The following is a 22,271-nucleotide window of genomic DNA, read 5'->3' as shown; positions in this document are numbered from 1 at the left end:
GATTGGCTTCATGAAAAATGAAGTTTGTGTCTGTACACATGTCTACATTGAAAATGCTGTGGAGGGGAAAAATACCTTATTTGCGTTCAGATTATTTGTGGCAAATTTAAGGTTCAGGTATACTGCTTTCCCGTCCTGTTGTATCCATCATCTTTTAAACCTAAACTTTCAGGTTCAGCATGAAAACTAATTATATTTTTGTGACCGGCGGGGTCGTATCCTCTCTGGGTAAAGGCATTGCCGCAGCCTCTTTGGCGGCTATACTCGAAGCCCGTGGACTCAATGTCACTATTATGAAACTGGACCCGTACATCAATGTCGATCCAGGTACGATGAGTCCAATTCAACACGGGGAGGTTTTCGTTACCGAAGACGGTGCTGAAACTGATCTCGATTTAGGTCACTATGAGCGTTTCATCCGTACTAAAATGACTCGCCGTAATAACTTTACGACGGGGCGGGTTTATTCCGAAGTTCTGCGCAAAGAGCGCCGTGGCGACTATTTGGGGGCGACCGTTCAAGTTATTCCTCATATCACCAATGAAATTAAAGATCGCATCATCAGCGGTGGTGAAGGTCATGATGTGGTGCTGGTGGAAGTTGGCGGTACTGTCGGTGATATCGAATCGTTGCCATTCCTTGAAGCCATTCGTCAAATGGCAGTAGAAGTTGGCCGTGAACACACGTTATATCTGCACCTGACGCTGGTTCCTTATCTGGCAGCGGCTGGCGAAGTCAAAACTAAACCGACTCAACATTCGGTAAAAGAACTGCTTTCTATCGGTATTCAACCAGATATTCTGATTTGTCGTTCAGATCGCGTCATCCCTGCTAACGAACGTGCAAAAATTGCTCTTTTCTGTAATGTGCCGGAAAAAGCGGTTATCTCCCTAAAAGACGTTGATTCCATTTATAAAATCCCAGGGCTATTGAAATCTCAAGGCTTAGATGATTATATTTGTAAACGATTCAGCCTTGATTGCCCGGAAGCAAACTTGTCCGAATGGGAACAGGTCATTTACGAAGAAGCTAATCCTTCCGGTGAAATCACGATTGGGATGGTGGGTAAATACGTTGAATTGCCTGATGCGTACAAATCCGTGATTGAGGCATTGAAGCACGGTGGATTGAAAAATCGCCTGACGGTGAATATCAAGCTGATTGATTCCCAAGATGTTGAAACTCGTGGTGTTGAATTATTGAAGGGATTGGATGCGATTCTGGTTCCTGGTGGTTTCGGTGGTCGTGGTGTGGAAGGCAAAATCATGACAGCCCGTTATGCGCGTGAGAATAAAATCCCTTATCTGGGGATCTGTCTCGGCATGCAGGTGGCATTGATTGAGTTTTCTCGTCATGTTGCGGGCTTGGAAAAAGCCAGCTCAACAGAATTTGAACCTGATTGCCGGTTCCCGGTTGTTGGGTTGATCACCGAATGGCGTGATGAAGACGGTAATTTAGAAGTGCGTAGCGAAGAGAGTGATCTTGGTGGAACGATGCGTGTAGGCGGTCAGCCATGCCACCTGACAAAAGATAGCTTGGTGCGCGCCTTGTATGGGGCGGATACGATTGTTGAGCGTCATCGTCATCGTTATGAAGTGAATAATTTACTGTTGAAACGTATTGAAAATGCTGGTCTGCGGGTAGCGGGTCGTTCAGTAGACCATAAATTAGTAGAAATTATTGAGATCCCAGACCATCCTTGGTTCGTGGCTTGTCAGTTCCACCCAGAATTTACTTCCACTCCTCGTGATGGTCATCCATTGTTTACTGGCTTTGTTAAAGCTGCCGGTAAATATCAGAAAGGCCAGCTCAAATAAGATGTGCAGTGAGTGACGGTATGAACTATTCCGTCGCTTACCTGAAATGTAACTTGTACTGAGGAAAACCTAATGTCCAAAATCGTTAAAGTGATCGGTCGTGAAATCATTGACTCCCGTGGTAACCCAACCGTAGAGGCAGAAGTGCATCTGGAAGGGGGATTTGTGGGTTTAGCGGCTGCGCCCTCTGGCGCATCTACCGGTTCTCGCGAAGCGTTAGAACTGCGTGACGGTGACAAATCCCGTTTTATGGGTAAAGGTGTATTGAAAGCTGTTGATGCAGTAAATGGCCCGATTGCACAGGCAGTTGTCGGTCAGGATGCTAAAGATCAGGCTAACATCGACAGAATCATGATCGACCTGGATGGTACTGAAAATAAATCCCAATTCGGTGCTAACGCGATTCTGGCAGTTTCTCTGGCTAACGCTAAAGCAGCATCAGCAGCGAAAGGCATGCCGTTGTACGAGCACATTGCTGAATTGAATGGCACTCCGGGTAAATTCTCTATGCCGTTGCCAATGATGAACATCATCAATGGCGGTGAGCATGCGGATAACAACGTTGATATTCAGGAATTTATGATTCAGCCGATTGGTGCAAAAACGCTGAAAGAGGCGGTTCGTATTGGCTCTGAAGTTTTCCATAATTTGGCTAAAGTTCTGAAAGCGAAAGGTATGAGCACTGCGGTTGGTGACGAAGGGGGCTATGCGCCTAACCTGGAATCTAACGCGGCTGCGCTGGCTGCTATCAAAGAAGCGGTAGAACAAGCTGGTTATGTTTTGGGCAAAGATGTCACTTTGGCTATGGATTGTGCCGCTTCTGAATTCTACAACCCAGAAACGGGTAACTACGAACTGAAAGGTGAAGGTAAAACTTTCACTTCTCAAGAGTTCACTCATTACCTGGAAGATTTGACCAGAAAATACCCGATTGTTTCTATCGAAGATGGATTGAATGAATCTGACTGGGAAGGCTTTGCTTACCAGACAAAAGTATTGGGCGAGAAAATCCAATTGGTTGGCGACGACCTGTTTGTTACCAATACTAAGATCCTGAAAGAAGGTATTGAGAAAGGCATTGCTAACTCCATTTTGATTAAATTCAACCAGATTGGTTCTCTGACAGAAACACTGGCCGCGATTAAAATGGCCAAAGACGCAGGTTACACGGCGGTAATCTCTCATCGTTCTGGTGAAACTGAGGATGCGACTATTGCTGACTTGGCCGTAGGTACCGCCGCAGGTCAAATCAAAACCGGTTCTATGAGCCGTTCTGATCGCGTTGCTAAATATAACCAGTTGATCCGTATTGAAGAAGCTTTGGGTAACCGCGCTCCTTTCTATGGCCTGAAAGAAGTAAAAGGTCAGTCTTAATAGGTAATTAATTAAGTATTAGAATTAAACAGGAGGGGTAAAACCCTCCTCAGATAATTGGCTACCAAGTCATATTTATAATCTTTTGACGTGTGGCTACAAAAAGGCTACGGTGTTCTAATCAAACACACAGGGGAGCATTTACTATGACTGATACTGTTGTCAGAGCCAGGGTGTCACCAGCCTGCAAAGCGGCGGCAATGGCAAATGCCAAAGCGCTTGGGCTCGATTTATCTACCGTTATACGTATGGTTATTAATCGATTAGCCGCAGAAGGTCGGCTACCGGATGGGTTGCTGCAACCGAATAGCGAGACGTTACAGGCAATTCATGATCTAGAGAACGGGATAGGTGTTCACCGTGCCAACACGCTTGATGAATTAAAAAGTGATTTAGGCTGGTAACAGTGTTGATTTTCGTTTATCAGAGCCGATTTAAAAGGGATGCCAAAAAGTACGTCAACAATAAAAAAGCGCAAGAAATCATTATGAAAACCCTTGCGCTTTTGCAAACCGGCCAGCCATTACCACCGAAGTATAAAGAACACCGCCTGAATGGTAACTATCCCCGTCATCTTTCAAGTTGCCTCTTTGTTGGCTGCACTCACTCACCCCGGTCACATAGTTATCTATGCTCCCGGGGATTCGTTCCTTTGCCGTCGCGATGCATCTTGAAATCCATTGGGTATATATTGGTTATTTGGAATGTCATGGAGCACTGGATTTACTACTGATTTATCGACGTACGGACACTGAATTGATCTTGTATCGAGTTGGTAGCCATGCTGATTTTTTTGAGTTTTCCTGAGGCAGTCGGTCGGTGCAGCCATGTTTTCACATATGAAACTTTTCGCCGATGGCTTAATAGCGAGAATCCCCCCTTTAATGTTGCTGAGAAGATTTACCTTGATATAACGGATTTTAGTTAGCTGTCTCAACAACAGTTCGGACATATCCATACTTGGCAACTAGAGCCTTGTATTGGTGTGACAGAATTACCCGGTAAGCTGAGAGCTAAATGATGTCCGATGGCTGGGCTCAGAGCCTCGACTGCAAGGTCAAAAAGAAAAAATGTTTAAACAAGACGAAGATCTATTTTTTGATAAAAAAGATACGCTAACCTTTATCCAACTTCTTTTATGGGAATTATACCCTTGCCTAATATCAGACATACTTGTTTTATAACCGAGATCGCAAGAGAAAACGGTATTCAGCGTACGTGAAATTATAAAGATCTCCTTATCTTCCATACGTTATATCAATCACTCTTTAAGAACTCCCTTTGCTCCAAAAATTAATGGATGCTTCGGGCATCCTTATACATACGATCCATCATGGAAAAGGATATTGATGAAAATGAATCAGCGAGAAACTAACGTAAGCATACTGGCAGGGAATTCTCGAGTTTATCTTAATAAGGATCGTGAGATAGTTGTTGAGGCTCAGTTGAAAGCCTTTGAGGCTGCTTTGATGTTTGCCAGGCGAAGCCAAGATAAATGTGGTCAATTACCGAGGATATCCGTGGCATTCGATCATCATGGGATATTCCGCCTCCAGTTCCTGATAGAGAACCTCACTAATTCTCAAAAACGGAACCCCCGCTTGAGTCATCTCCATGCCTCGATCAGGAATATCTTCTTGCCCGTAACAGAAAAATATCAGATTCCGCTCAGTGAAATACGTGTTATTCACGAAGATTCAGCCAGGCAGCACCTTGTCCACATCTTAGCCTCTGGAGAAATACCCGAAATCATCACACGGCGGATGGTGTCCAAAAACCTCGCTGACGGCAAACCGCCGACATCAGATGCTGCTTACGAAGAGCCGACTCAGAAACTCACCTGTGCGGCAATTACGAAGGAATATTTTGAGAAAGCCGCAGGTGATCACAAAGGTTCAGAGGCTATTCTGGAGGTGTTCTTTGAGGACTGCGCTTGGTCGAGAGCTTTGGCATATGTGCGTGGGCTACAACTCAGCCATATGCTCGGTGTTTCAACTGCCATTCGTCTCAATCTGGTTAATGAAGAAGGGGAGGTGAGTAAAGGCGATGTAGTTACTGCTTAGCAGATAATAGTCAAGATAATAAAAAAATAATTTCATCTTTGTTTGTTAAGGGGGAAAATTATGTACAACTTAACTCGGCCGATATATTTGGATAACAATGCTACAACGCCATTAGATCCCGATGTGCTTCAAGCTATGATGCCTTATTTTACCTGCGCTTATGGAAATGCTGCCAGTAATAACCATGTATTTGGGTGGAAAGCGATGGAAGCTGTTGATAATGCAAGAAAAGTGATATCGACATCGATAAATGCGGCGAGTCATTCCGATATTATATTCACGTCTGGCTCCACCGAGTCGAATAATCTTGCAATCGCGGGCCTTCAATATAGGGGTAAAAAAGGGCATGTCATCACATCGACAATTGAGCATAAGGCTGTTCTTGATTGTTGCGTTAGGCTCGAATCAATGGGAATCGAGGTGACCTATTTACCGCCGCAAAGCGACGGCGTCGTATCTCCAGACTCAATATCTCGAGCAATAAGAGATGATACCTATCTCGTTTCGATTATGGCAGCTAACAACGAGATTGGTTCAATACAAAAAATTGAAGAGATAGGCGCGATCTGTAAAGAACGTGATATTCCTCTTCATACAGATGCCACGCAAGCGCTCGGCAAAATAAAATTTGATGTACAACGCATGAATATAAGCCTTGCTTCATTTTCAGCGCACAAAATATATGGGCCAAAGGGGATCGGCGCACTTTATATCGATTCACGCAATAAGAATATAGCACTCGCTCCTCTCATTGTTGGAGGGGGACATGAGCGAGGTCTACGCTCTGGAACCCTTAACGTCCCGGGGATAGTAGGCTTCGGGCGTGCCGTCGAACTGTCTGTTAAAAACTTGCCTGATGAGTCAATGAGGTTACGTTATCTACGGGATTTGCTTCGATTGTATATTATCGAGAATGTAGCTGATGTTCGGATAAACGGCCATCTCACCGAATGCCTTCCCGGTCTGTTAAATGTCTCCTTCAACGGTTTGGATGCTGACTCGCTTTTGCTGGAGCTTTCCGAGGTTGCGTTGTCTTCTGGGTCTGCATGCACATCTGCTAATAGAGCTCCGTCACATGTACTGAAGGCGATAGGGCTCAGTGATGCTCAGGCTCAAGCCAGTGTGCGTTTCGGACTGGGCAGATTTAATAATGAGGACGAGATACGGTATGTTTGTCTCCGTCTACAAAAAGCGGTGAATAAACTGAGGTCGATGGCGCCAAAGCCATTCGGCGTCTTATGAATAATTAAGATGGAGTTTGACTCATGCGAACAATGTCGGCACTTTTTCTCCTGTTCGGAACCCTGTTCACTGCGGGGGGATATGGCGCCACCTTTCTTATTTCCGCGTATTTTCGGTCACAAGGGGGAGTGACATTGACACTGGGACGACCCTTAGCGTGGCCTTGGTCGGCACCCTGATTGGCGTTCCTTTGGTGGGATGGTTTGCCGGGCAACTGGAAGCATCGCGCCTTGCAGCCCTTGCGGCATTGGCGATGTCTTGTGGTTATTTTCTTTTAGGCGGTTTCAGTGGTGAACTGAGTTACATTCCGCGTATCGCAGCGTTCTTGATTGGACTCGGTTGGGGAATGTTCTACATCAGTGGGCCGATGGCATTGTCGGAGCGTGTCACTGACGCTGACAGAGGGCACTGGTTTACTCGTTTCAGCGCGTTTCAAATGGCTGGGATTTGCGGTAGTCCCATTCTCCTCGCCGCAGCGGTTGAACAGGCAGGAGTGCCCATTCGAATAACATTTCTCTTTGTTGGCGTCATCGGTATCTTCGCCTCACTACTTCTGGCGACCTTTGGGATCAAGGAACCGCATGGTCAACGGGAGTTATCACTGAGACCTTGGGTGAAAAAAATAACCAAGATTGCTGCCAGTAGTGCGATCCGTCCCATTGTGATGGTGGGTTTGGGAGGCTGTGTATTCTCTGGAATGATGTCGTTCCAGAGTTCGCTGGTCGAAGGGACTCGAGCAAATGCAAGTACATTCTTTGCTGTACATGCAGCAACTGTGGTTGTATCGCGGCTTTTGTTGGCCCGCCATTTATCGACGATGCCCCGTATCCCGTTGGTCATCGCGCTGATGTTATTCTTAATTATGGGCATTCTAGCCCTGCTAGGCATACCGGTTCACCCTATATTCCAGATTGCGGCGGCCATGTTAACGGGGATAGGGTATGGATTGGTGTATCCCGTTATTCAAACATGGGCAGTAAACGACTCTGCGCTTGAGAATCGTCATGCGGCTCTTACCTGGTTCGTTGTCGCCTACTTTGTGGGGATATTTGGATTTCCAGCGATAGGCGGATGGATATTAGTTGGCGCCGGTAAAACCTTGTTTATCCTAACTCTAGCTGCAATAGCATCTCTTGAACTTGTGGTGGCGTTGTTGGGAGGGCGGTGGTTTTATCGTATTAAGGGCAGGCTAACGGCACAGAATGAAGCACGTTAACGGTCATTCAGCCAGTCGATAATTATCGACTGGCTGATTTGCTGTTGCGTAAGCAATTTTTCGATGGCTATTAAAGTATTTAATTGGCGTCATTCCTCATAATTGAAGCGCTTTTTTAGGACATTCGCTAATGTATTTAATGCGGCTTCCAACATTTCCCAAAACAACTAAACTTTTTAAATATTCTAGTATCCAGAAAAGAACATTGCTTAATAATTAAAGTTCATTTATGACCTTTTAATTGTCAGATATAACATTTTCCTATGCGGAGAATATTTGGCTGTACTTAGTGTCTATTGGGATAGGCAGTTAGCCGGGTTTAACGTCTTAGAGCACCTATTTTTTAATATTCCGCACAAGTGTGGACTCAGGGAAAAAGCTGTAACAATATAAAAATATTAATTTGAAGAGAGTACGAATATCGCACCTTGAATAACCAAGCTGAAAGGAGAGGAAGGAATGATTGTAAAAAACGACTGGCACCCAGCGGATATTATTGCCGGACTTAAAAAACGGGGAACGTCGTTATCTGCTATTTCAAGAGGTGCGGGGCTTGCATCATCCACTTTATCAAATGCTTTGCACCGTCCGTGGCCTAAGGGTGAACAACTTATTGCTACTGCTTTAGATTGTGAGCCTTTCGAAATATGGCCAAGCAGATATTCAAAATGAATTAAAATAAACTTCTCGAAAAAAATCCAATGAGAAGAGATTAAATGCCTGAAGCTTTTTTTGTGTCTTGTGAAAAGCTTCAGGTATGATTAAAATATCGTTATTAATGTCACTCTTTGATGTTTGTCATAATTAATTTTTTTGTATCAATTATTTAATCTTTTGTACTATGCTGACACTTCTCTCTCTATATATATATTTCTGTTGATTTCACAGATCGCCAGATAGGAGTAGTATTCCAAAATCGGGTAAACCAAAACTTTTTGGGAGGCGAATAGGGTTCTGCCCGGCAGAACCTTAATGGAATAGTGACAATAACGGTATGGTTCATCATTATTCCAGAGTTATATAGGGATTAGGGTTAATAAATCGGGTCGGGGCGTAGTTATCATACCCCTTACCCCGGCAATATTCTTTTAACTGGCTTAATGAATTTATCCCTATTTTCTGATAAATGACATGTAGTCTACTTTGTACCGTTCTATATGTGATACCTAATTTTCTCGCTATATCTTTAGCGCTTAGCGATTGCAACGCAAAAAATACGATATCGAACTCTCTGTCAGTAAATAAATCAGTTGGTTTGCCAAAAGTTAATGACTCTGGATGAATGTTGTTTTCAAAATGATACATGGAATAAATTTCAAGTTTTCTACCGTGTCCTACAACCCCAATACATTTTCCATCCTTCATTAGAGGAGTAACATTGACCAGAAATGGTTGGATTATTTTTTCTCTCCCGACATAAGTGAAAGTGTGTAGTACCCGAATGGTCTTTTGACTCGTCATTACATGGTTATCATTAGCTTGTATAATATTTTCAAACTCAGACCACGGTGCTGGACACTCACCATCAAGCCTCCCTTCTATATTAAAACCTTTAGGAAGACCGCTGTAATAAATCATAGTATCATTGGCATAGATGAATCGAGATTCGTTGTCTTTTATAACCCAAACATCGTTGCTGTTTTCCATATATGATATGAAAGCATCAAAGTTTTCTGAATGAACATCCAGATCTTTGTTTATAGAGAAACTCATCGTGTTATCTTTCATAACTTCACCCATTATGATTGAACTGTAAAACCGCGATAACGTCCATGTGAGGTATTCCACAAAACTGCTTTTCGCGTTGTTAAGCGAGTTTTGGTCGGAGCATAAGGTTCTGTTAAACAGAACCTTAATGGCATAGTGATGACAGCAATGTTATGCATTGTTATGCCAGAGGTATAAAAGGGTTAGGGTTAATAAATCGGGTAGGAGCATAGTTATCATACCCTTTGCCCCTGCAATATTCTTTTAACTGGCTTAATGAATTTATCCCTATTTTCTGGTAAATGACATGTAGCCTGCTTTGTACCGTTCTATATGTGATACCTAATTTTCTTGCTATGTCTTTAGCGCTTAGCGATTGCAATGCAAAAAATACGATATCGAACTCTCTATCTGTAAAAATCTCAGTTGGGTTGCCAAATGATAATGATTCAGGATGCCTGTTGTTTTCAAAATGATACATGGAATAAATTTGAAGTTTTTTACCGTGTCCCACAACCCCAATACATTCCCCATTCTTCATTAACGGTGTAACATTGACCAAAAATGGTTGGATTATTTTTTCTCTCCCGCCGTAAATGAAGGTGTTTAGTACCGGAATGGTCTTTTGACTCGTCATTACATTGCCATCACTAGCATGTACAATATCTTCAAGCTCAGACCACGGAGCCGGGCACTCACTAACAAGCCTCCCTTCAATATTAAACCCCTTAGGAAGACCGCTGTAATAAAGCATAGTATCATTGGCATAGACGAATCGATGTTGGTTGTCTTTTATAGCCCAAAAATCGTTGCTGCTTTCCATATATGATATGAAAGCATCAAAGCTTTTTGAATGAACATCCAGATCTTTATTTACAGAGAAACTCATCGTATTGTCTTTCATAATCTCACCCATCATGATTGAACTGTAAAACCGCGATAACCTCCATGTGAGGTATCCCACAAAACTGTTTTTTGCGCTGTTAAGCGAGTTTTGGTCAGAGCATAAGGTTCTGTTAAACAGAACCTTAATGGCATAGTGATGACAGCAATGTTGTGCATTGTTATGCCAGAGGTATATAAGGATTAGGGTTAATAAATCGGGTAGGCGCATAATTATCGTACCCCTTACCCCTACAATATTCTTTTAACTGGCTTAATGAATTTATCCCTATTTTTTGGTAAATAAATTGTAACCTGCTTTGTACGGTTCTATATGTGATACCTAATTTTTTAGCTATATCTTTAGCGCTTAATGACTGCAAAGCAAAAAATACGATATCGAACTCTCTATCAGTAAATAAATCAGTTGGTGTGCCAAAAGTTAATGATTCAGGATGCCTGTTGTTTTCAAAATGATACATGGAATAAATTTGAAGTTTTCTACCGTGTCCCACAACCCCAATACATTTTCCATCCTTCATTAGAGGGGTAATATTGACTAGAAGTGGTTGGATTATTTTTTGTCTCCCGCCATAGATGAAAGTGTTTAATACTGGAATGGTTTTTTGACTCGTCATTACGTTTTTATCATTGGCTTGTATAATGTCTACAAACTCGACCCACGGTCCTGGGCATTCACTATCAAGCCTACCTTCCATATTAAAACCTTTGGGTAGGTTGCAGTAATAATGCGTAACATCATTAGCATAAACGAATCGAGATTCACTGTCTTTTATGATCCAAAAATCGTTGCTGCTTTCCATATATGATATGAAAGCATCAAAGCTTTTTGAATGAACATCCAGATCTTTATTTACAGAGAAACTCATCGTATTGTCTTTCATAATCTCACCCATCATGATTGAACTGTAAAACCGCGATAACCTCCATGTGAGGTATCCCACAAAACTGTTTTTTGCGCTGTTAAGCGAGTTTTGGTCAGAGCATAAGGTTCTCTTAGGCAGAACCTTAATGACATAGTGACGATAGTAATGCTGTGCATTGTTATGCCAGAGGTATATAGGGATTAGGGTTAATAAATCGGGTCGGAGCATAATTATCGTACCCCTTGCCCCGGCAATATTCTTTTAACTGGCTTAATGAATTTATCCCTATTTTTTGGTAAATAAATTGTAACCTGCTTTGTACTGTTCTATATGTGATACCTAATTTTTTAGCTATATCTTTAGCGCTTAATGATTGCAAAGCAAAAAATACGATATCGAACTCTCTATCAGTAAATAAATCAGTTGGTGTACCAAGAGTTAATGAGTCTGGATGCCTGTTGTTTTCAAAATGATACATGGAATAAATTTGAAGTTTTCTACCGTGTCCTACAACCCCAATACATTTTCCGTCCTTCATTAATGGTGTAACATTGGCTAGAAACGGCTGGATTATTTTTTCTTTCCCGCCATAAGTTAAGGTGTTTAGTACCGGAATGGTTTTTTGACTCATCATTACATTTTTATCATTAGCTTGTATAATATCTGCAAACTCGGCCCACGGTGCTGGACATTCACTATCAAGTTTACCTTCTATGTTAAAACCCCTAGGAAGGCCACTGTAATAAAGCGTAGCATCATTCACATAGACGAATCGAGATTCGTTGTCTTTTATAACCCAAAGATCGTTGCTATTTTCCATATATGATATGAAAGCATCAAAGCTTTTTGAATAAACATCCAGATCTTTGTTTACAGAGAAACTCATAGTGTTAATGTTATCTTTCATAATTTCACCTATCATGATTAAACTGTAAAACCGCGATAACCTCCATGTGAGGTATCCCACAAAACTACTTTTCGCGTTGTTAAGCGAGTTTTGGTCGGAGCATAAGGTTCTCTTAGGCAAAACCCTAATGGCATAGTGACGATAGTAATGTTGTGCATTGTTATGCCAGAGGTATATAGGGATTAGGGTTCATAAATCGGGTAGGAGCATAATTGTCGTACCCCTTACCCCTACAATATTCTTTTAACTGGCTTAATGAATTTATCCCTATTTTTTGGTAAATAAATTGTAACCTGCTTTGTACTGTTCTATATGTGATACCTAATTTTTTAGCTATATCTTTAGCGCTTAATGACTGCAAAGCAAAAAATACGATATCGAACTCTCTATCAGTAAATAAATCAGTTGGTGTGCCAAAAGTTAATGATTCAGGATGCCTGTTGTTTTCAAAATGATACATGGAATAAATTTGAAGTTTTCTACCGTGCCCCACAACCCCAATACATTTTCCATCCTTCATTAAAGGGGTAATATCGACTAGAAACGGCTGGATCATTTTTTCTCTCCCGCCATAAGTAAAGGTGTTTAGTACCGGAATGGTTTTTTGATTCGCCATTACGTTTTTATCATTAGCTTGTATAATATCTTCAAATTCAGACCACGGAGCTGGACATTCACTATCAAGCCTCCCTTCTATATTAAAACCTTTAGGAAGGCCGCTATAATAGATCATAATATCATTGGCATAGACAAATCGAGATTCGCTGTCTTTTATGATCCAAAAATCGTTGCTGTTTTCCATGTACGATATGAAAGCATCAAAGCTTTTTGAATGAACATCCAGATCTTTGTTTACAGAGAAACTCATCGTGTTAGTGTTATCTTTCATAATTTCACCCATCATGATTGAACTGTAAAACTGTAAAACTGTAAAACTGTAAAACTGTAAAAACTTCCATGTAAAGTTATCACTTTTATAACACAATGGATAATTATATTTATGAGTTTTGGGGCGCCTATTTGGTGCGGATGATTCTACAGAGGGTAAATATCTTCAATATGCTAATATTTTATATTGTGTAAAATTTTCTTTGTTGATTATGTTATCAATGGAATATTTCAATATGAAATACTTTGGATGGAATGTGGGAAAATTTACTCCGTGGATCTGACTTGTTCAGGTTAAATCATGTGAACTATTGTTTTCGTGCCATCTGAAAGCGAGGGATTATAGAAATTTTCACTTATTCAAATAGTAAAACTTTCTCCTCATAGAGTTATCAGTGAAAGATGAGAAAAAATTAGTTTGTCGGTAGCTTGGGAAGGGGAGAGTTCATCTGTTTTTATGCCCGACAATTTACATAAAACGTAGCGCTTTTCTATACCTGGAAAGATGTAATAATGTGATATAAATACAAAAATTTGTATAAAATACCGTCTGTTATGATTTAATTGGTTAGTTCTCGCGCTTTAGGTCGCAAAATTCAAAGAACTGCATTTGCTTCCTGGAGAAGACTCCTTATATTCACACGCCTTGTATTTTTTTAACAATTGTAGCAATGGTGGATCAGATATCACCGGCGCTAATGGAGTCACCATGGATGCTTCTCAATCTTTAACCGCAGCTATAAGGCCAAATTTTTCTAATAAAAAAGGCTTAATTATTCTGGCTGCTGATGTTGTATTACTATTTATTTTACTGAATACATTGCCGTTTGGTGAAAAAGCCAATGCGGGTTTAGCATTAATGGTATTTGTTGGTGTGCTGTGGCTTACCGAAGCTATTCACGTCACAATTACTGCATTATGTATTCCAATTCTGGCAGTTGGTATGGGATTGATGAATACGGGAGATGCGCTGAAATCTTTTGCTAATCCCATCATCTTCCTGTTTTTTGGTGGCTTTGCTTTGGCAACTGCACTTCACATACAAGGGCTGGACAGGCTGATTGCTAATCGTCTGCTGATGATTGCCCGTGGACGCTTGTCTGTAGCAGTGATGCTGTTGTTTGGTGTAACGGCTGGTCTTTCCATGTGGATCAGTAACACTGCGACTGCCGCGATGATGTTGCCATTAGTCTTGGGTATTTTGTCGAATCTGGATGCGCGTTCTGAGCGCCATACATTTGTATTTGTGCTGTTGGGGGTAGCTTATAGTGCAAGTATCGGTGGTTTAGGTACTTTGGTAGGAAGCCCGCCAAACGCAATTGCTGCGGCTCAACTGGGTATCGATTTCTTCAGTTGGATGAAATTGGGCATTCCTCTGGTTGTTATTTTGATGCCAATGATGGTGGGTATTATGTATCTGATGCTGCGCCCGAATTTGAATCATAAATTCAACATGAAGCTGGAAAAACAGGATTGGACTGGCAAGCGTTTGATGACCATGCTGATCTTCCTATTAACTGTATTCTGCTGGATCTTTAGCACGGTTATCAGTTCTGCCTTAGGGGGAGTGAAAGATCTGGATACCATTATTGCTGTCGGTGCTGCCGTTCTGATTGGTATAACGGGAGTTGCGAGTTGGTCCCAGATTCAGAATAACACCGAGTGGGGTGTGTTGATACTGTTTGGCGGTGGTCTGACTTTAAGCGCTATTTTGAAAAACTCAGGTGCTAGTGAAATCATGGCAAATGGTATGGCCGCTACTTTTGGCGCAAGTCACTGGTTTGTGATTATTGTTGCGGTCACGGCATTTATTATCTTCCTGACTGAATTTACCAGTAATACAGCTAGCGCCGCTTTGCTAGTACCGATATTCGCAACCGTTGCGGAAGCGTTGGGTATGCCGATAATGACGTTGACGCTAATTATCGGTTTCGGGGCATCCTGTGCCTTTATGTTGCCGGTTGCTACACCACCTAATGCGATTGTTTTCAGCTCCGGTCATATTAAACAGACTGAAATGGTCAGAGTAGGTATGGTTCTGAATATTGCCAGCATCGCGATCATCTCTTTATTTGCTTGGTTATTCTGGCTGTAACTGAAAATTTACTCATGTCCCTCTGGATACAATAATTTATCAATATCCCCATCGAATATATGGTGGGGAAATAAAGCCAGAGGGCGAATATTCATAGAAAAGGATTTGCCGAACGCGTCAGCCAGAAATCTAATATTGTCAATGTAAGGCCGATAATCAACCCAACGAATAGCACGGCCATTGCTGTGCTCGAACCTCCTGCAATTAACCCAATAGTAGTTAATGGTACTAAGCTCAAGATTCCCAGATTATTGAATGTTTCTGCAAAGGCCAGAACCATACCTTTATTAGGACCTGCTCGTGTTGCTAAAACGACGGTACTTGTAGGAGCTCCAACTCCAAGCGCGATTCCCCAAAGTATCAAACATCCCAGTGAGCCGAAGAGCATAATTGGAGCGAGCATGAAAACGGAGATCACACCAGTCAGTAGCAGACTGACAAAGACTAAAGTCACTTCTTCTCGGTTACAAAGCTTGCGAAGCCAACCAGCGGACATATTCCCTATTCCCAGACCGACGCCAAAGGCGATAACGGTCAAGCCGATTTCGGTTGGACCAAATCCGTACCGTTGACGCAAAACTTCCCCTGACAGGAGAAAAGCAGAAACACCGGCACCATTCCAGGCTCCTTTTGCAATGAGTGGCCTGACAACCGACCATTGCCGAAACCAGATTAATTGTTGGTTTGTTGGCTTTATAGGCACAGTTTTTGATGGAAGGCAGTAGATCCCGATGATGAATGTAACGACACAGCCGAGTGAGCTAAATAAAAATGGCGCTTGCCAATTTATTAAATCTGTCAGTATTCCGGCTAAAGCTGGACCGAATGCAATACCAAAAGTCATACCAAGCATAACGACGCCCATCGCTTCGGTTTGGCGATTATAAGGGATAATATCGGCGATCAAGGCAAATACGGTGGGTATGATTACCGCGGATGCTATACCGCCAAAAATTCGTAGCGTGATTGCGATATTAAGTGTGGGGGAGAGAATGATAGCGAAGCCATCTGCGGCGAAAAATAGCAGAGAACCTAGAAGTAATTTGCTTCTGTTAATACGATCTGAAAAATACCCAAATACAGGCGCTGCCAGAGCATAGGAAAATGCATAGCTGGATACCAGCCAGGACGCTCCGACAGTAGTTGTCCCGAAGGCTACTGCAAGAGGGGTAAGCATGGATGACAACATGAATTCGGTTGCGCCAACGAAGAATACGGTGACTGAAAGGATAAATAAAAGCATATAGTCTGTACTCTGTCCCAGAGTGGGTGAATATTGTGTTTTTATGTTCATAAGGTTCATTTAACTCCATATGTAGATAGATGTTCGTATATTTCTTGTGGTAAAGCGTGATGGGACAGACCAGATTAGGCAGACGTGAAAATATTACAAAGGAAAAAGGGGAAACGCGTTAGTAATAGACTCAATAAAGAAAGTGAGCACGGAATTAATGAGTCTGTACCTTATTCTGTTTCTGTGTAATTGTCACCTGATTATGCGTGACACGGAATACTGAACGCCCTCTGTGGCGATGCATTCCTACTGATTTTGAGTAGCCTAAAGTCTTACGATTTAGTCGCTTCATTCTAAGGTGAGGTCTGCTGATAAAATAGGTATTTCACGTCAACTTTGATCATCAAGAATTTTCTAATAAATGACAGAATTTTATATGATGATCACCGCATTGAATACATGATCGCAAAAATAATGACAATAAATTCAAATAATTACATCAAATAAACCTATTGGAAAGCATACCAAGCTTAATACAAATTTTATCACAAAAAATAACAAACAATTTACAGTTTTTTCAATGAGTTATATTTTTAGTTGTGATGGAATTCACAAATATATTAACTATTATATAGCTGAAATAATAAAAGCTGTTAATATTACAAAGCTGGATTAAATTTTAATCCGGTATATTTGATAAAAAAAATCCCAGATGAGGATAAGGTGAATGTGATAACAGTGAAAGCATTTAGGCCACTAACTAATTATGAAGGGTTGAATTATGATAATGGTTTAATGAATTCATCTCGTAATTTTATTTTGGCACGAAGCGAAAATATATAAATTATCATTTCCCCTAAAATATTAGGGTCGTTTTCATCGTCAGATTATGCAATTTATGCAGGCAGATTATTTGATGTAAAAAAGACAATAGCATATTTGGTTTGTCGCGGGATTAGAACCTTTAAATGATTTAGTGCAAGGAATGGAATTTTTTTCAAAAAATGGCATAGTTCCATAAAAGGTAAAATTATTATATGTGATAGTTGGTATTATAAATATTTAGCAAGGTTCTTACTTAAATCTACGGAATTAGCAGAATTAAGTAATTCGGTTCTATCTATAAATACAAAGCCGGACATGGTTATATATCTTGATGTTCCTCCAGGTACTGCTGAAAAGAGGAAAAAAATATTAAAGCCTAGTGAATCTGGAAAATTAGAGGTAAATGAAAAATATGATTTTATAGAGTATCAAAAACACGTTCTTAATCAATACCAGACGTTTTATGATGATTCTTGGAAAATCATTGATACTGACACCTTAACTAAAGATGCAGTCATTAAATTAACCGTGGATATTATTCAAGGGGAAATACTAAGAAAGATGTAATTACTGTAAGTACTATATTTATTAAGTCTATTTTAGTTGGAGAAAAATAATGGATAAAGAATTTCGCAAATTAATATTAGCCTCATCAGGAAATTCTTTTACCTTGTATTTGGAGATGATAATATCATTCACGCTAATCACATATCATTGGAATGGTGGAGCGATATACTCATCTTTATATACAATTTCATATGCTGCATCGTTACTATTTCTAACTCCCTATGTTTCGTCATTTGTAGATGAAAATATAAAACCAAAAAAATGTATTATTATTATTTCGTTACTTTGCGGTGTTATTACCACATTTCAATACAACATTGATGACGTTAATATATATATTCTTTATTCTTTTATTAAAAACATCCTTCGTTTATTTCTAGGACCTTCTAATTTTATAATATTAAAAAACATATCAACCAACCAATTTGAAAAGAAATTTAGTTATTGGCAGGTTTTATTTCAAATATACAAAATGGCGGCCCCGTTATTTTTAGGTTTTATTCTTATCTATTATTCAATAAAACAGACTCTTGTTTTAATATCAATGCTTTATTTTATTTCAGCAATCTTATATATTTTTGTTTCAGAACCATTGATTAATGTTAACCGCAAGAAAAACAAGATATCACTAACTAATTACTTTAATGCAATGAAAGACAATAAAATATTATTTCCATTTATTGTTATTTCCACTTTAACTTGTTTTGGCTATCTATCAGATAGCTTAATAGCGCTTAGTTTTATGGAGCAGGGACTAAATGGAAGCCATTATAGTTTTGCTGTGTGCCTTTCTGGTATTTCAGGTGTTTTAATTGGTTTGGTATTTGGAAAGTATAAGATTAACATATCTTTAAATATTATATTATTTTCATTCTTTTTGTGGGGAACAGGATATCTTTTAATAGGAATAACAAATCAATTTAACGATTTATTTTCTGATAAAATCAATTTGTTTTTTATGTTTTTAGCAATGGTAATAATAGGAGTAGGGTCGTCTATGAATAATATTATTATTACCATTTATATGCAGAAATTTGCAACTAATGATAATTCAGCTAAAATATTTGGCTTAACGTCAATTTCTGTTGGTCTTTCCATGTTTATTGGCCCTTTGATAGGTTCCACAATATCCTATTTTTTTTCCATAAGCATCGTTTTTTTTACAACATTTATCGGTATTTTTTTAACCATAATTGTGGTTGTTTTAATAAATCGTAAATCCACGTCATGATACGGTTTTATCCTTTTACTATCGTGGTAACCTAGTGAATAAAAAACAAAATTCTAGAAAGTTTAATTTCGGCAATAGCAATTATTATTAAATTCTTTCGAGTAAATATAGGTCCTCAAACCCCATTGACCTCTTTTTTTCGGCAAGATTGTTTTTATGGCAGCCACACGGTATTTCAGATTGAATACCATTATTGTTGGAAGACAGCTTGACTATCAGAAATTCATTCTCATATGTCTGACGATTTGGTGAGTCTGAGAGGGATCGAGGTTCATATGTCGATTTAACCTGACAGATACCGATATAAAGGTATCTGTCAACTAAATCTGTGTTATGACCTCGATTTATTATGCAGAAAATATCTACAAAGCGTCATTATCATCATCGTATGTCCGATTCATTTCTTGGATAGTAAATTCTTTGACGGATTGAACTTTGATTGGGCCGTTGGGACCATATTTGTAGATATTGCCAGCCAGATTGCTGACTAAATACATGACATACGACATTCTATCGCGCTGTCGATTGCGTTCTGTACGAACAACGCCATGCACGTTAGCTCGAACATTCGGCATTAAATTTTCAGTCAGCACTTCTAGCGAACTACCGAAGTTAATGATCAGGTGTCCCGGAACAGGATCAATAGCCAAAAGCTCATCATTTATATAAGCCAATAGACCACGTTCAGTTGATCTTAGGACAGTTACCCATCCTGAATCCCGATGAAATTTAGAACCTCGGGTGGCTTTTTCTGACCGGAAGTGGTTAAACGATAACACTTGGTTCTCTAGCCCTTCGGAAATACCATTGGTGACGAGTTCCCAATCACGACGAGGAATACCAATATAAGCTAACACAGAGCGTAGTATACATATGCCGACGTGTGTCATATGGCGACCTAGTGTCGCGACCTCTGACGGCATAAGGTTCCAGTGTTTCCGTTCGAGGCGGAAATGTTCCCATTGATCATGTTCTCTATCGAAATAACCTTCGTAACCATTGGAAAAAGTGCATGATTTGAATCCCGTATAGGGTCGAAGGTCGCCTTCTGCGGCTGGTTCAAAGAAGTGGTGTGCAAATCGATCGCCGTGTTCAAAATCCATATATGGTGGTGCTTTCAGGAGGAAAAAACCATCCCTGAGTGCTCGGTCAAAACCGTCGTTGTCAGTAAAAATAAGATTATCTCCCTCTAGATAGGAGCGCGCCATGTCTGCTGATTTATATGTTTTTGAGACTTCGCTTTCCGATGGCATTGGTGGTAGTTTGACTGGGGTTCGCATTGTTGATGAAGTTTTCATAGTCGTAGTCCTTAGGTATAGTGATAGAGTTTTTATTTTATTCGTGAATATCTTTGATTTTTGGATGAAATTTGCTAGCCATTTATAATGGTATACAATTTTCTATTCTTATCAGTTCGAAATAAAAGAAGTTTGGAAATTGAACCCGATAAGTTGTATTCAACATAATGTATCTTTATCTTGTTCATTATTATAGTGTACTAATTCGTTTTTTCGTTATACTTATGTCTAAGTAATTGTATTTTATATATTTTTTATAAATTGACAAATGTAATCATTTGTATTTTTACAATTGTTATTAATTTTATTGTAATTATCTATATTGGGGAAAGTATATGAAATTAATTTGATGGTAATTTATAAAAAAGAGTTTGTATAATTGCTGTTTGTATTTGAAATTATGTTTTTTCAGAGTAATTAAGTATTAAAATCATCTTTTTATTGATGACAGATATATTTATTGTTTTAGAGTTTATCCTCATGGGAGTTTATTCCAGACAATGAATCCATATACCGGGTGAAATATATTTTTTTACTTTTATATCATGGAGTAATCTTATTAAGATGGGTTTTTAAATGTAAAAATTATCTTTGCTTATAGGAAAAAATGTTCATCTACCTTATCTGTTCATTTTTCTTTTTAAAAAGATGCTTGAAAAACAATTTGTTACCTAATTATTCTAATCCAAGGTATAAAATTATTATCGTTTTACGATAAGAAAGTGTTGTTTTATGGTAATTTTTGGCTATAGTGTGATTATGATTGATGATGGGGGTAAGTATGACAGACTCTTCAAAATTGGATCGAATGACTAATCTTAGCTTAGTCATGTCTAAATTTTCTCTGTTAGTCATCACGGTGGCTATTATAATTAACATTTTTAGTTGGGTGAAACCAGAATTGATCCTAGAGAAGTACGGACTTGGGTTTTCTCTCACGGAAAGAATATTACCTAATTTTGATATATATTCTTTCAGTTGGTGGCAGCTTACCGGTGGAATTCTCATAACAAGTATCCCGTTGTCATCATTAATATTTAGTTTGTGGTCTTTACATCAACTGTTTAGAAGTTATAGCCAAAGGGATTACTTTTCAAAGAAAACAGCAAGGTATTTAGGATTTGCTGGTTGGGGAGTGATTGGTTGGAGTATGTTAGATATTCTATGTGAGCCTTTGCTAACTTTATGGCTAACGATGGATGAGTTACAGGGGGGTATTTTATATCAATAAGTTTGACTACCGGCCATTTTGTCGCTTTTTTTATGTCGGCTTGCTTGGCTATAATTTCTCGTATTCTTTATCAAGCCTGTGATATATACGCTGAAAATCAGAGTATTATATAGGGGTACACTGTGTCAATTCATATGACTCTAGATGTAATGATGGCAAAGAGGAAGGTTAAATCTAAAGATCTCGCGTTATTAATAGGAATTACCGAACAAAATCTGTCTTTATTAAAGAAAGGAAAGATTAAGGGAATTAGATTCTCTACTTTAAATGCTATATGTCAATATTTGGAGTGTCAACCTGGAGATATACTGGAGTTTAAAGAAGATTAGTTGGTTAGTGTTAGTTAGTATTGTTAATTGTTATGTCAATTTAGTGAATAAGGAAAAGAGATGAAATTTCTATCATATGCTTTATTGCTTGGTTTGGCTTATATTCCGTTTTCTTTTGCAGAAACATCAGTAAATGATGTTAATAATGAAATTCATGCCAACGAAAAAGGTGCCTTGAGTAAATGTACGGATTTACTTCCCAAAGGGCATTCATACACAATTAGTGTTGTTGGAAAGTCAGATAAGGAAACGGCGAATGTAGATGGAAAATTTAAAGGAAGGTTTGATGTTTCCGATGAAACAGAAAAGCCTTTAGATAAGAAAAGAAGTGAAGAGGTAAAACCTTTTATTCAATGTGTAAAAAATACTGTACTGTGATCTAAGATTTGTTTAATAATAAAGTGCCTGGGGTATTATCAGAGTTTTTGCTGAGGCTTGTTGTTTGAATCCTCAGGCACAGTTAGTTTAAAATATTTTT

At 39.4% G+C, this 22,271-nt stretch carries 22 protein-coding genes and 1 pseudogene; 16 read left to right on the top strand and 7 right to left on the bottom strand.

Going from position 1 to position 22,271, the window contains the following annotated elements:
• Positions 1-179: 179 nt before the first annotated feature.
• The 9 genes and pseudogenes from pyrG to TI10_RS10540 all read left to right on the top strand — a co-directional run bounded on the left by pyrG (position 180) and on the right by TI10_RS10540 (position 8,384).
• Complete coding sequence (gene pyrG / locus TI10_RS10575; RefSeq protein WP_049583254.1) at positions 180-1,817, top strand: glutamine hydrolyzing CTP synthase; 1,638 nt, start codon at positions 180-182, stop codon at positions 1,815-1,817.
• A gap of 72 nt (positions 1,818-1,889) precedes the next feature.
• Positions 1,890-3,191, top strand: a complete 1,302-nt coding sequence (eno, locus tag TI10_RS10570; RefSeq protein ID WP_049583253.1) for a phosphopyruvate hydratase — start codon at positions 1,890-1,892, stop codon at positions 3,189-3,191.
• A 146-nt stretch (positions 3,192-3,337) separates the two neighbouring features.
• Positions 3,338-3,595: a type II toxin-antitoxin system RelB/DinJ family antitoxin gene (locus TI10_RS10565; RefSeq protein WP_049583252.1), complete on the top strand. Its 258-nt coding sequence runs from the start codon at positions 3,338-3,340 to the stop codon at positions 3,593-3,595.
• Between the two features lie 2 nt (positions 3,596-3,597).
• Positions 3,598-3,924 carry a type II toxin-antitoxin system RelE/ParE family toxin gene (locus tag TI10_RS23685; protein ID WP_080985024.1) on the top strand — a complete coding sequence of 109 codons (327 nt, stop codon included), beginning with the start codon at positions 3,598-3,600 and terminating at the stop codon, positions 3,922-3,924.
• Positions 3,891-3,998, top strand: coding sequence for a type II toxin-antitoxin system YafQ family toxin (locus tag TI10_RS26625; protein WP_244161564.1), 108 nt, complete (start codon positions 3,891-3,893; stop codon positions 3,996-3,998). Before TI10_RS23685 ends, TI10_RS26625 begins: the two co-directional genes overlap by 34 nt.
• 548 nt (positions 3,999-4,546) lie before the next feature.
• The gene (locus TI10_RS10555) at positions 4,547-5,254 is read left to right on the top strand and encodes a hypothetical protein (RefSeq protein WP_049583401.1); all 708 of its coding nucleotides are present in this window, start codon (positions 4,547-4,549) and stop codon (positions 5,252-5,254) included.
• Positions 5,255-5,314: 60 nt separating this feature from the next.
• Entirely contained in the window at positions 5,315-6,496 is a 1,182-nt protein-coding gene (locus TI10_RS10550; protein ID WP_049583250.1) for a cysteine desulfurase family protein, read from the top strand.
• A 23-nt stretch (positions 6,497-6,519) separates the two neighbouring features.
• Positions 6,520-7,712 (top strand): annotated as a pseudogene (locus TI10_RS10545) (MFS transporter).
• Between the two features lie 462 nt (positions 7,713-8,174).
• Positions 8,175-8,384, top strand: a complete 210-nt coding sequence (locus TI10_RS10540) for a helix-turn-helix domain-containing protein (RefSeq protein ID WP_036808528.1) — start codon at positions 8,175-8,177, stop codon at positions 8,382-8,384.
• A 333-nt stretch (positions 8,385-8,717) separates the two neighbouring features.
• Here TI10_RS10540 and TI10_RS10535 read toward each other — a convergent pair whose 3' ends face one another.
• The 5 genes from TI10_RS10535 to TI10_RS10515 all read right to left on the bottom strand — a co-directional run bounded on the left by TI10_RS10535 (position 8,718) and on the right by TI10_RS10515 (position 12,984).
• Positions 8,718-9,440, bottom strand: a complete 723-nt coding sequence (locus TI10_RS10535; protein WP_049583249.1) for a helix-turn-helix transcriptional regulator — start codon at positions 9,438-9,440, stop codon at positions 8,718-8,720.
• A 160-nt stretch (positions 9,441-9,600) separates the two neighbouring features.
• On the bottom strand, positions 9,601-10,323 hold the full coding sequence (locus TI10_RS10530) for a helix-turn-helix transcriptional regulator (protein WP_049583400.1): 723 nt from the start codon (positions 10,321-10,323) through the stop codon (positions 9,601-9,603).
• A 160-nt stretch (positions 10,324-10,483) separates the two neighbouring features.
• Complete coding sequence (locus TI10_RS10525) at positions 10,484-11,206, bottom strand: helix-turn-helix transcriptional regulator (RefSeq protein ID WP_049583399.1); 723 nt, start codon at positions 11,204-11,206, stop codon at positions 10,484-10,486.
• 160 nt (positions 11,207-11,366) lie between these two features.
• A complete protein-coding gene (locus TI10_RS10520) occupies positions 11,367-12,095 on the bottom strand; it encodes a helix-turn-helix transcriptional regulator (RefSeq protein WP_049583398.1) in 729 nt (242 codons plus the stop codon).
• A 160-nt stretch (positions 12,096-12,255) separates the two neighbouring features.
• Complete coding sequence (locus TI10_RS10515; protein WP_049583248.1) at positions 12,256-12,984, bottom strand: helix-turn-helix transcriptional regulator; 729 nt, start codon at positions 12,982-12,984, stop codon at positions 12,256-12,258.
• Positions 12,985-13,692: 708 nt separating this feature from the next.
• Between TI10_RS10515 and TI10_RS10510 the strand changes: the two genes are divergently transcribed.
• The gene (locus TI10_RS10510; RefSeq protein WP_049583247.1) at positions 13,693-15,078 is read left to right on the top strand and encodes an SLC13 family permease; all 1,386 of its coding nucleotides are present in this window, start codon (positions 13,693-13,695) and stop codon (positions 15,076-15,078) included.
• A gap of 91 nt (positions 15,079-15,169) precedes the next feature.
• Here TI10_RS10510 and TI10_RS10505 read toward each other — a convergent pair whose 3' ends face one another.
• Entirely contained in the window at positions 15,170-16,381 is a 1,212-nt protein-coding gene (locus TI10_RS10505; RefSeq protein WP_244161563.1) for an MFS transporter, read from the bottom strand.
• Between the two features lie 921 nt (positions 16,382-17,302).
• On the opposite strand from TI10_RS10505, the gene TI10_RS10500 reads away from it, so the two are divergent.
• Together TI10_RS10500 and TI10_RS10495 are read left to right on the top strand one after the other, a co-directional pair.
• A complete protein-coding gene (locus TI10_RS10500) occupies positions 17,303-17,704 on the top strand; it encodes a dTMP kinase (RefSeq protein ID WP_336431694.1) in 402 nt (133 codons plus the stop codon).
• Between the two features lie 49 nt (positions 17,705-17,753).
• On the top strand, positions 17,754-18,935 hold the full coding sequence (locus TI10_RS10495) for an MFS transporter (RefSeq protein ID WP_049583245.1): 1,182 nt from the start codon (positions 17,754-17,756) through the stop codon (positions 18,933-18,935).
• A gap of 362 nt (positions 18,936-19,297) precedes the next feature.
• Here the strand turns inward: TI10_RS10495 and TI10_RS25930 are convergent, their stop codons facing one another.
• Positions 19,298-19,858, bottom strand: coding sequence for a 2OG-Fe(II) oxygenase family protein (locus tag TI10_RS25930; RefSeq protein ID WP_244161562.1), 561 nt, complete (start codon positions 19,856-19,858; stop codon positions 19,298-19,300).
• Positions 19,859-20,141: 283 nt separating this feature from the next.
• Here TI10_RS25930 and TI10_RS25925 point away from each other — a divergent pair, with 283 nt between their 5' ends.
• From TI10_RS25925 to TI10_RS25690, 4 genes are all read left to right on the top strand, one after another.
• The gene (locus TI10_RS25925) at positions 20,142-20,321 is read left to right on the top strand and encodes a hypothetical protein (RefSeq protein ID WP_240000706.1); all 180 of its coding nucleotides are present in this window, start codon (positions 20,142-20,144) and stop codon (positions 20,319-20,321) included.
• A gap of 693 nt (positions 20,322-21,014) precedes the next feature.
• Entirely contained in the window at positions 21,015-21,464 is a 450-nt protein-coding gene (locus TI10_RS10485) for a DUF2975 domain-containing protein (RefSeq protein ID WP_049583243.1), read from the top strand.
• A gap of 122 nt (positions 21,465-21,586) precedes the next feature.
• Positions 21,587-21,793 (top strand): helix-turn-helix domain-containing protein, encoded by a 207-nt coding sequence (locus TI10_RS10480; protein ID WP_049583242.1) that lies wholly within the window; start codon positions 21,587-21,589, stop codon positions 21,791-21,793.
• 60 nt (positions 21,794-21,853) lie between these two features.
• Positions 21,854-22,171: a hypothetical protein gene (locus tag TI10_RS25690; RefSeq protein WP_175445361.1), complete on the top strand. Its 318-nt coding sequence runs from the start codon at positions 21,854-21,856 to the stop codon at positions 22,169-22,171.
• The last annotated feature ends 100 nt before the right edge of the window (positions 22,172-22,271 follow it).

The organism is Photorhabdus luminescens subsp. luminescens, assembly GCF_001083805.1.
Lineage (GTDB): Bacteria > Pseudomonadota > Gammaproteobacteria > Enterobacterales > Enterobacteriaceae > Photorhabdus > Photorhabdus luminescens.
This window is presented reverse-complemented; position numbering and strand designations above follow the sequence as displayed.

Coding starts and splice junctions, on each gene's coding strand:
- TI10_RS25690 (WP_175445361.1), top strand. CDS start 21,854: ATGAAATTTCTATCATATGCTTTATTGCTTGGTTTGGCTTATATTCCG.
- TI10_RS10535 (WP_049583249.1), bottom strand. CDS start 9,440: ATGAAAGATAACACGATGAGTTTCTCTATAAACAAAGATCTGGATGTT.
- eno (WP_049583253.1), top strand. CDS start 1,890: ATGTCCAAAATCGTTAAAGTGATCGGTCGTGAAATCATTGACTCCCGT.
- TI10_RS10525 (WP_049583399.1), bottom strand. CDS start 11,206: ATGAAAGACAATACGATGAGTTTCTCTGTAAATAAAGATCTGGATGTT.
- TI10_RS10515 (WP_049583248.1), bottom strand. CDS start 12,984: ATGAAAGATAACACTAACACGATGAGTTTCTCTGTAAACAAAGATCTG.
- TI10_RS10505 (WP_244161563.1), bottom strand. CDS start 16,381: ATGAACCTTATGAACATAAAAACACAATATTCACCCACTCTGGGACAG.
- TI10_RS10520 (WP_049583398.1), bottom strand. CDS start 12,095: ATGAAAGATAACATTAACACTATGAGTTTCTCTGTAAACAAAGATCTG.
- TI10_RS10555 (WP_049583401.1), top strand. CDS start 4,547: ATGAATCAGCGAGAAACTAACGTAAGCATACTGGCAGGGAATTCTCGA.
- TI10_RS25930 (WP_244161562.1), bottom strand. CDS start 19,858: ATGCCGTCAGAGGTCGCGACACTAGGTCGCCATATGACACACGTCGGC.
- TI10_RS10485 (WP_049583243.1), top strand. CDS start 21,015: ATGACAGACTCTTCAAAATTGGATCGAATGACTAATCTTAGCTTAGTC.
- pyrG (WP_049583254.1), top strand. CDS start 180: ATGAAAACTAATTATATTTTTGTGACCGGCGGGGTCGTATCCTCTCTG.
- TI10_RS10530 (WP_049583400.1), bottom strand. CDS start 10,323: ATGAAAGACAATACGATGAGTTTCTCTGTAAATAAAGATCTGGATGTT.
- TI10_RS10495 (WP_049583245.1), top strand. CDS start 17,754: ATGGATAAAGAATTTCGCAAATTAATATTAGCCTCATCAGGAAATTCT.
- TI10_RS10510 (WP_049583247.1), top strand. CDS start 13,693: ATGGATGCTTCTCAATCTTTAACCGCAGCTATAAGGCCAAATTTTTCT.
- TI10_RS10565 (WP_049583252.1), top strand. CDS start 3,338: ATGACTGATACTGTTGTCAGAGCCAGGGTGTCACCAGCCTGCAAAGCG.
- TI10_RS10550 (WP_049583250.1), top strand. CDS start 5,315: ATGTACAACTTAACTCGGCCGATATATTTGGATAACAATGCTACAACG.
- TI10_RS25925 (WP_240000706.1), top strand. CDS start 20,142: ATGTCTGCTGATTTATATGTTTTTGAGACTTCGCTTTCCGATGGCATT.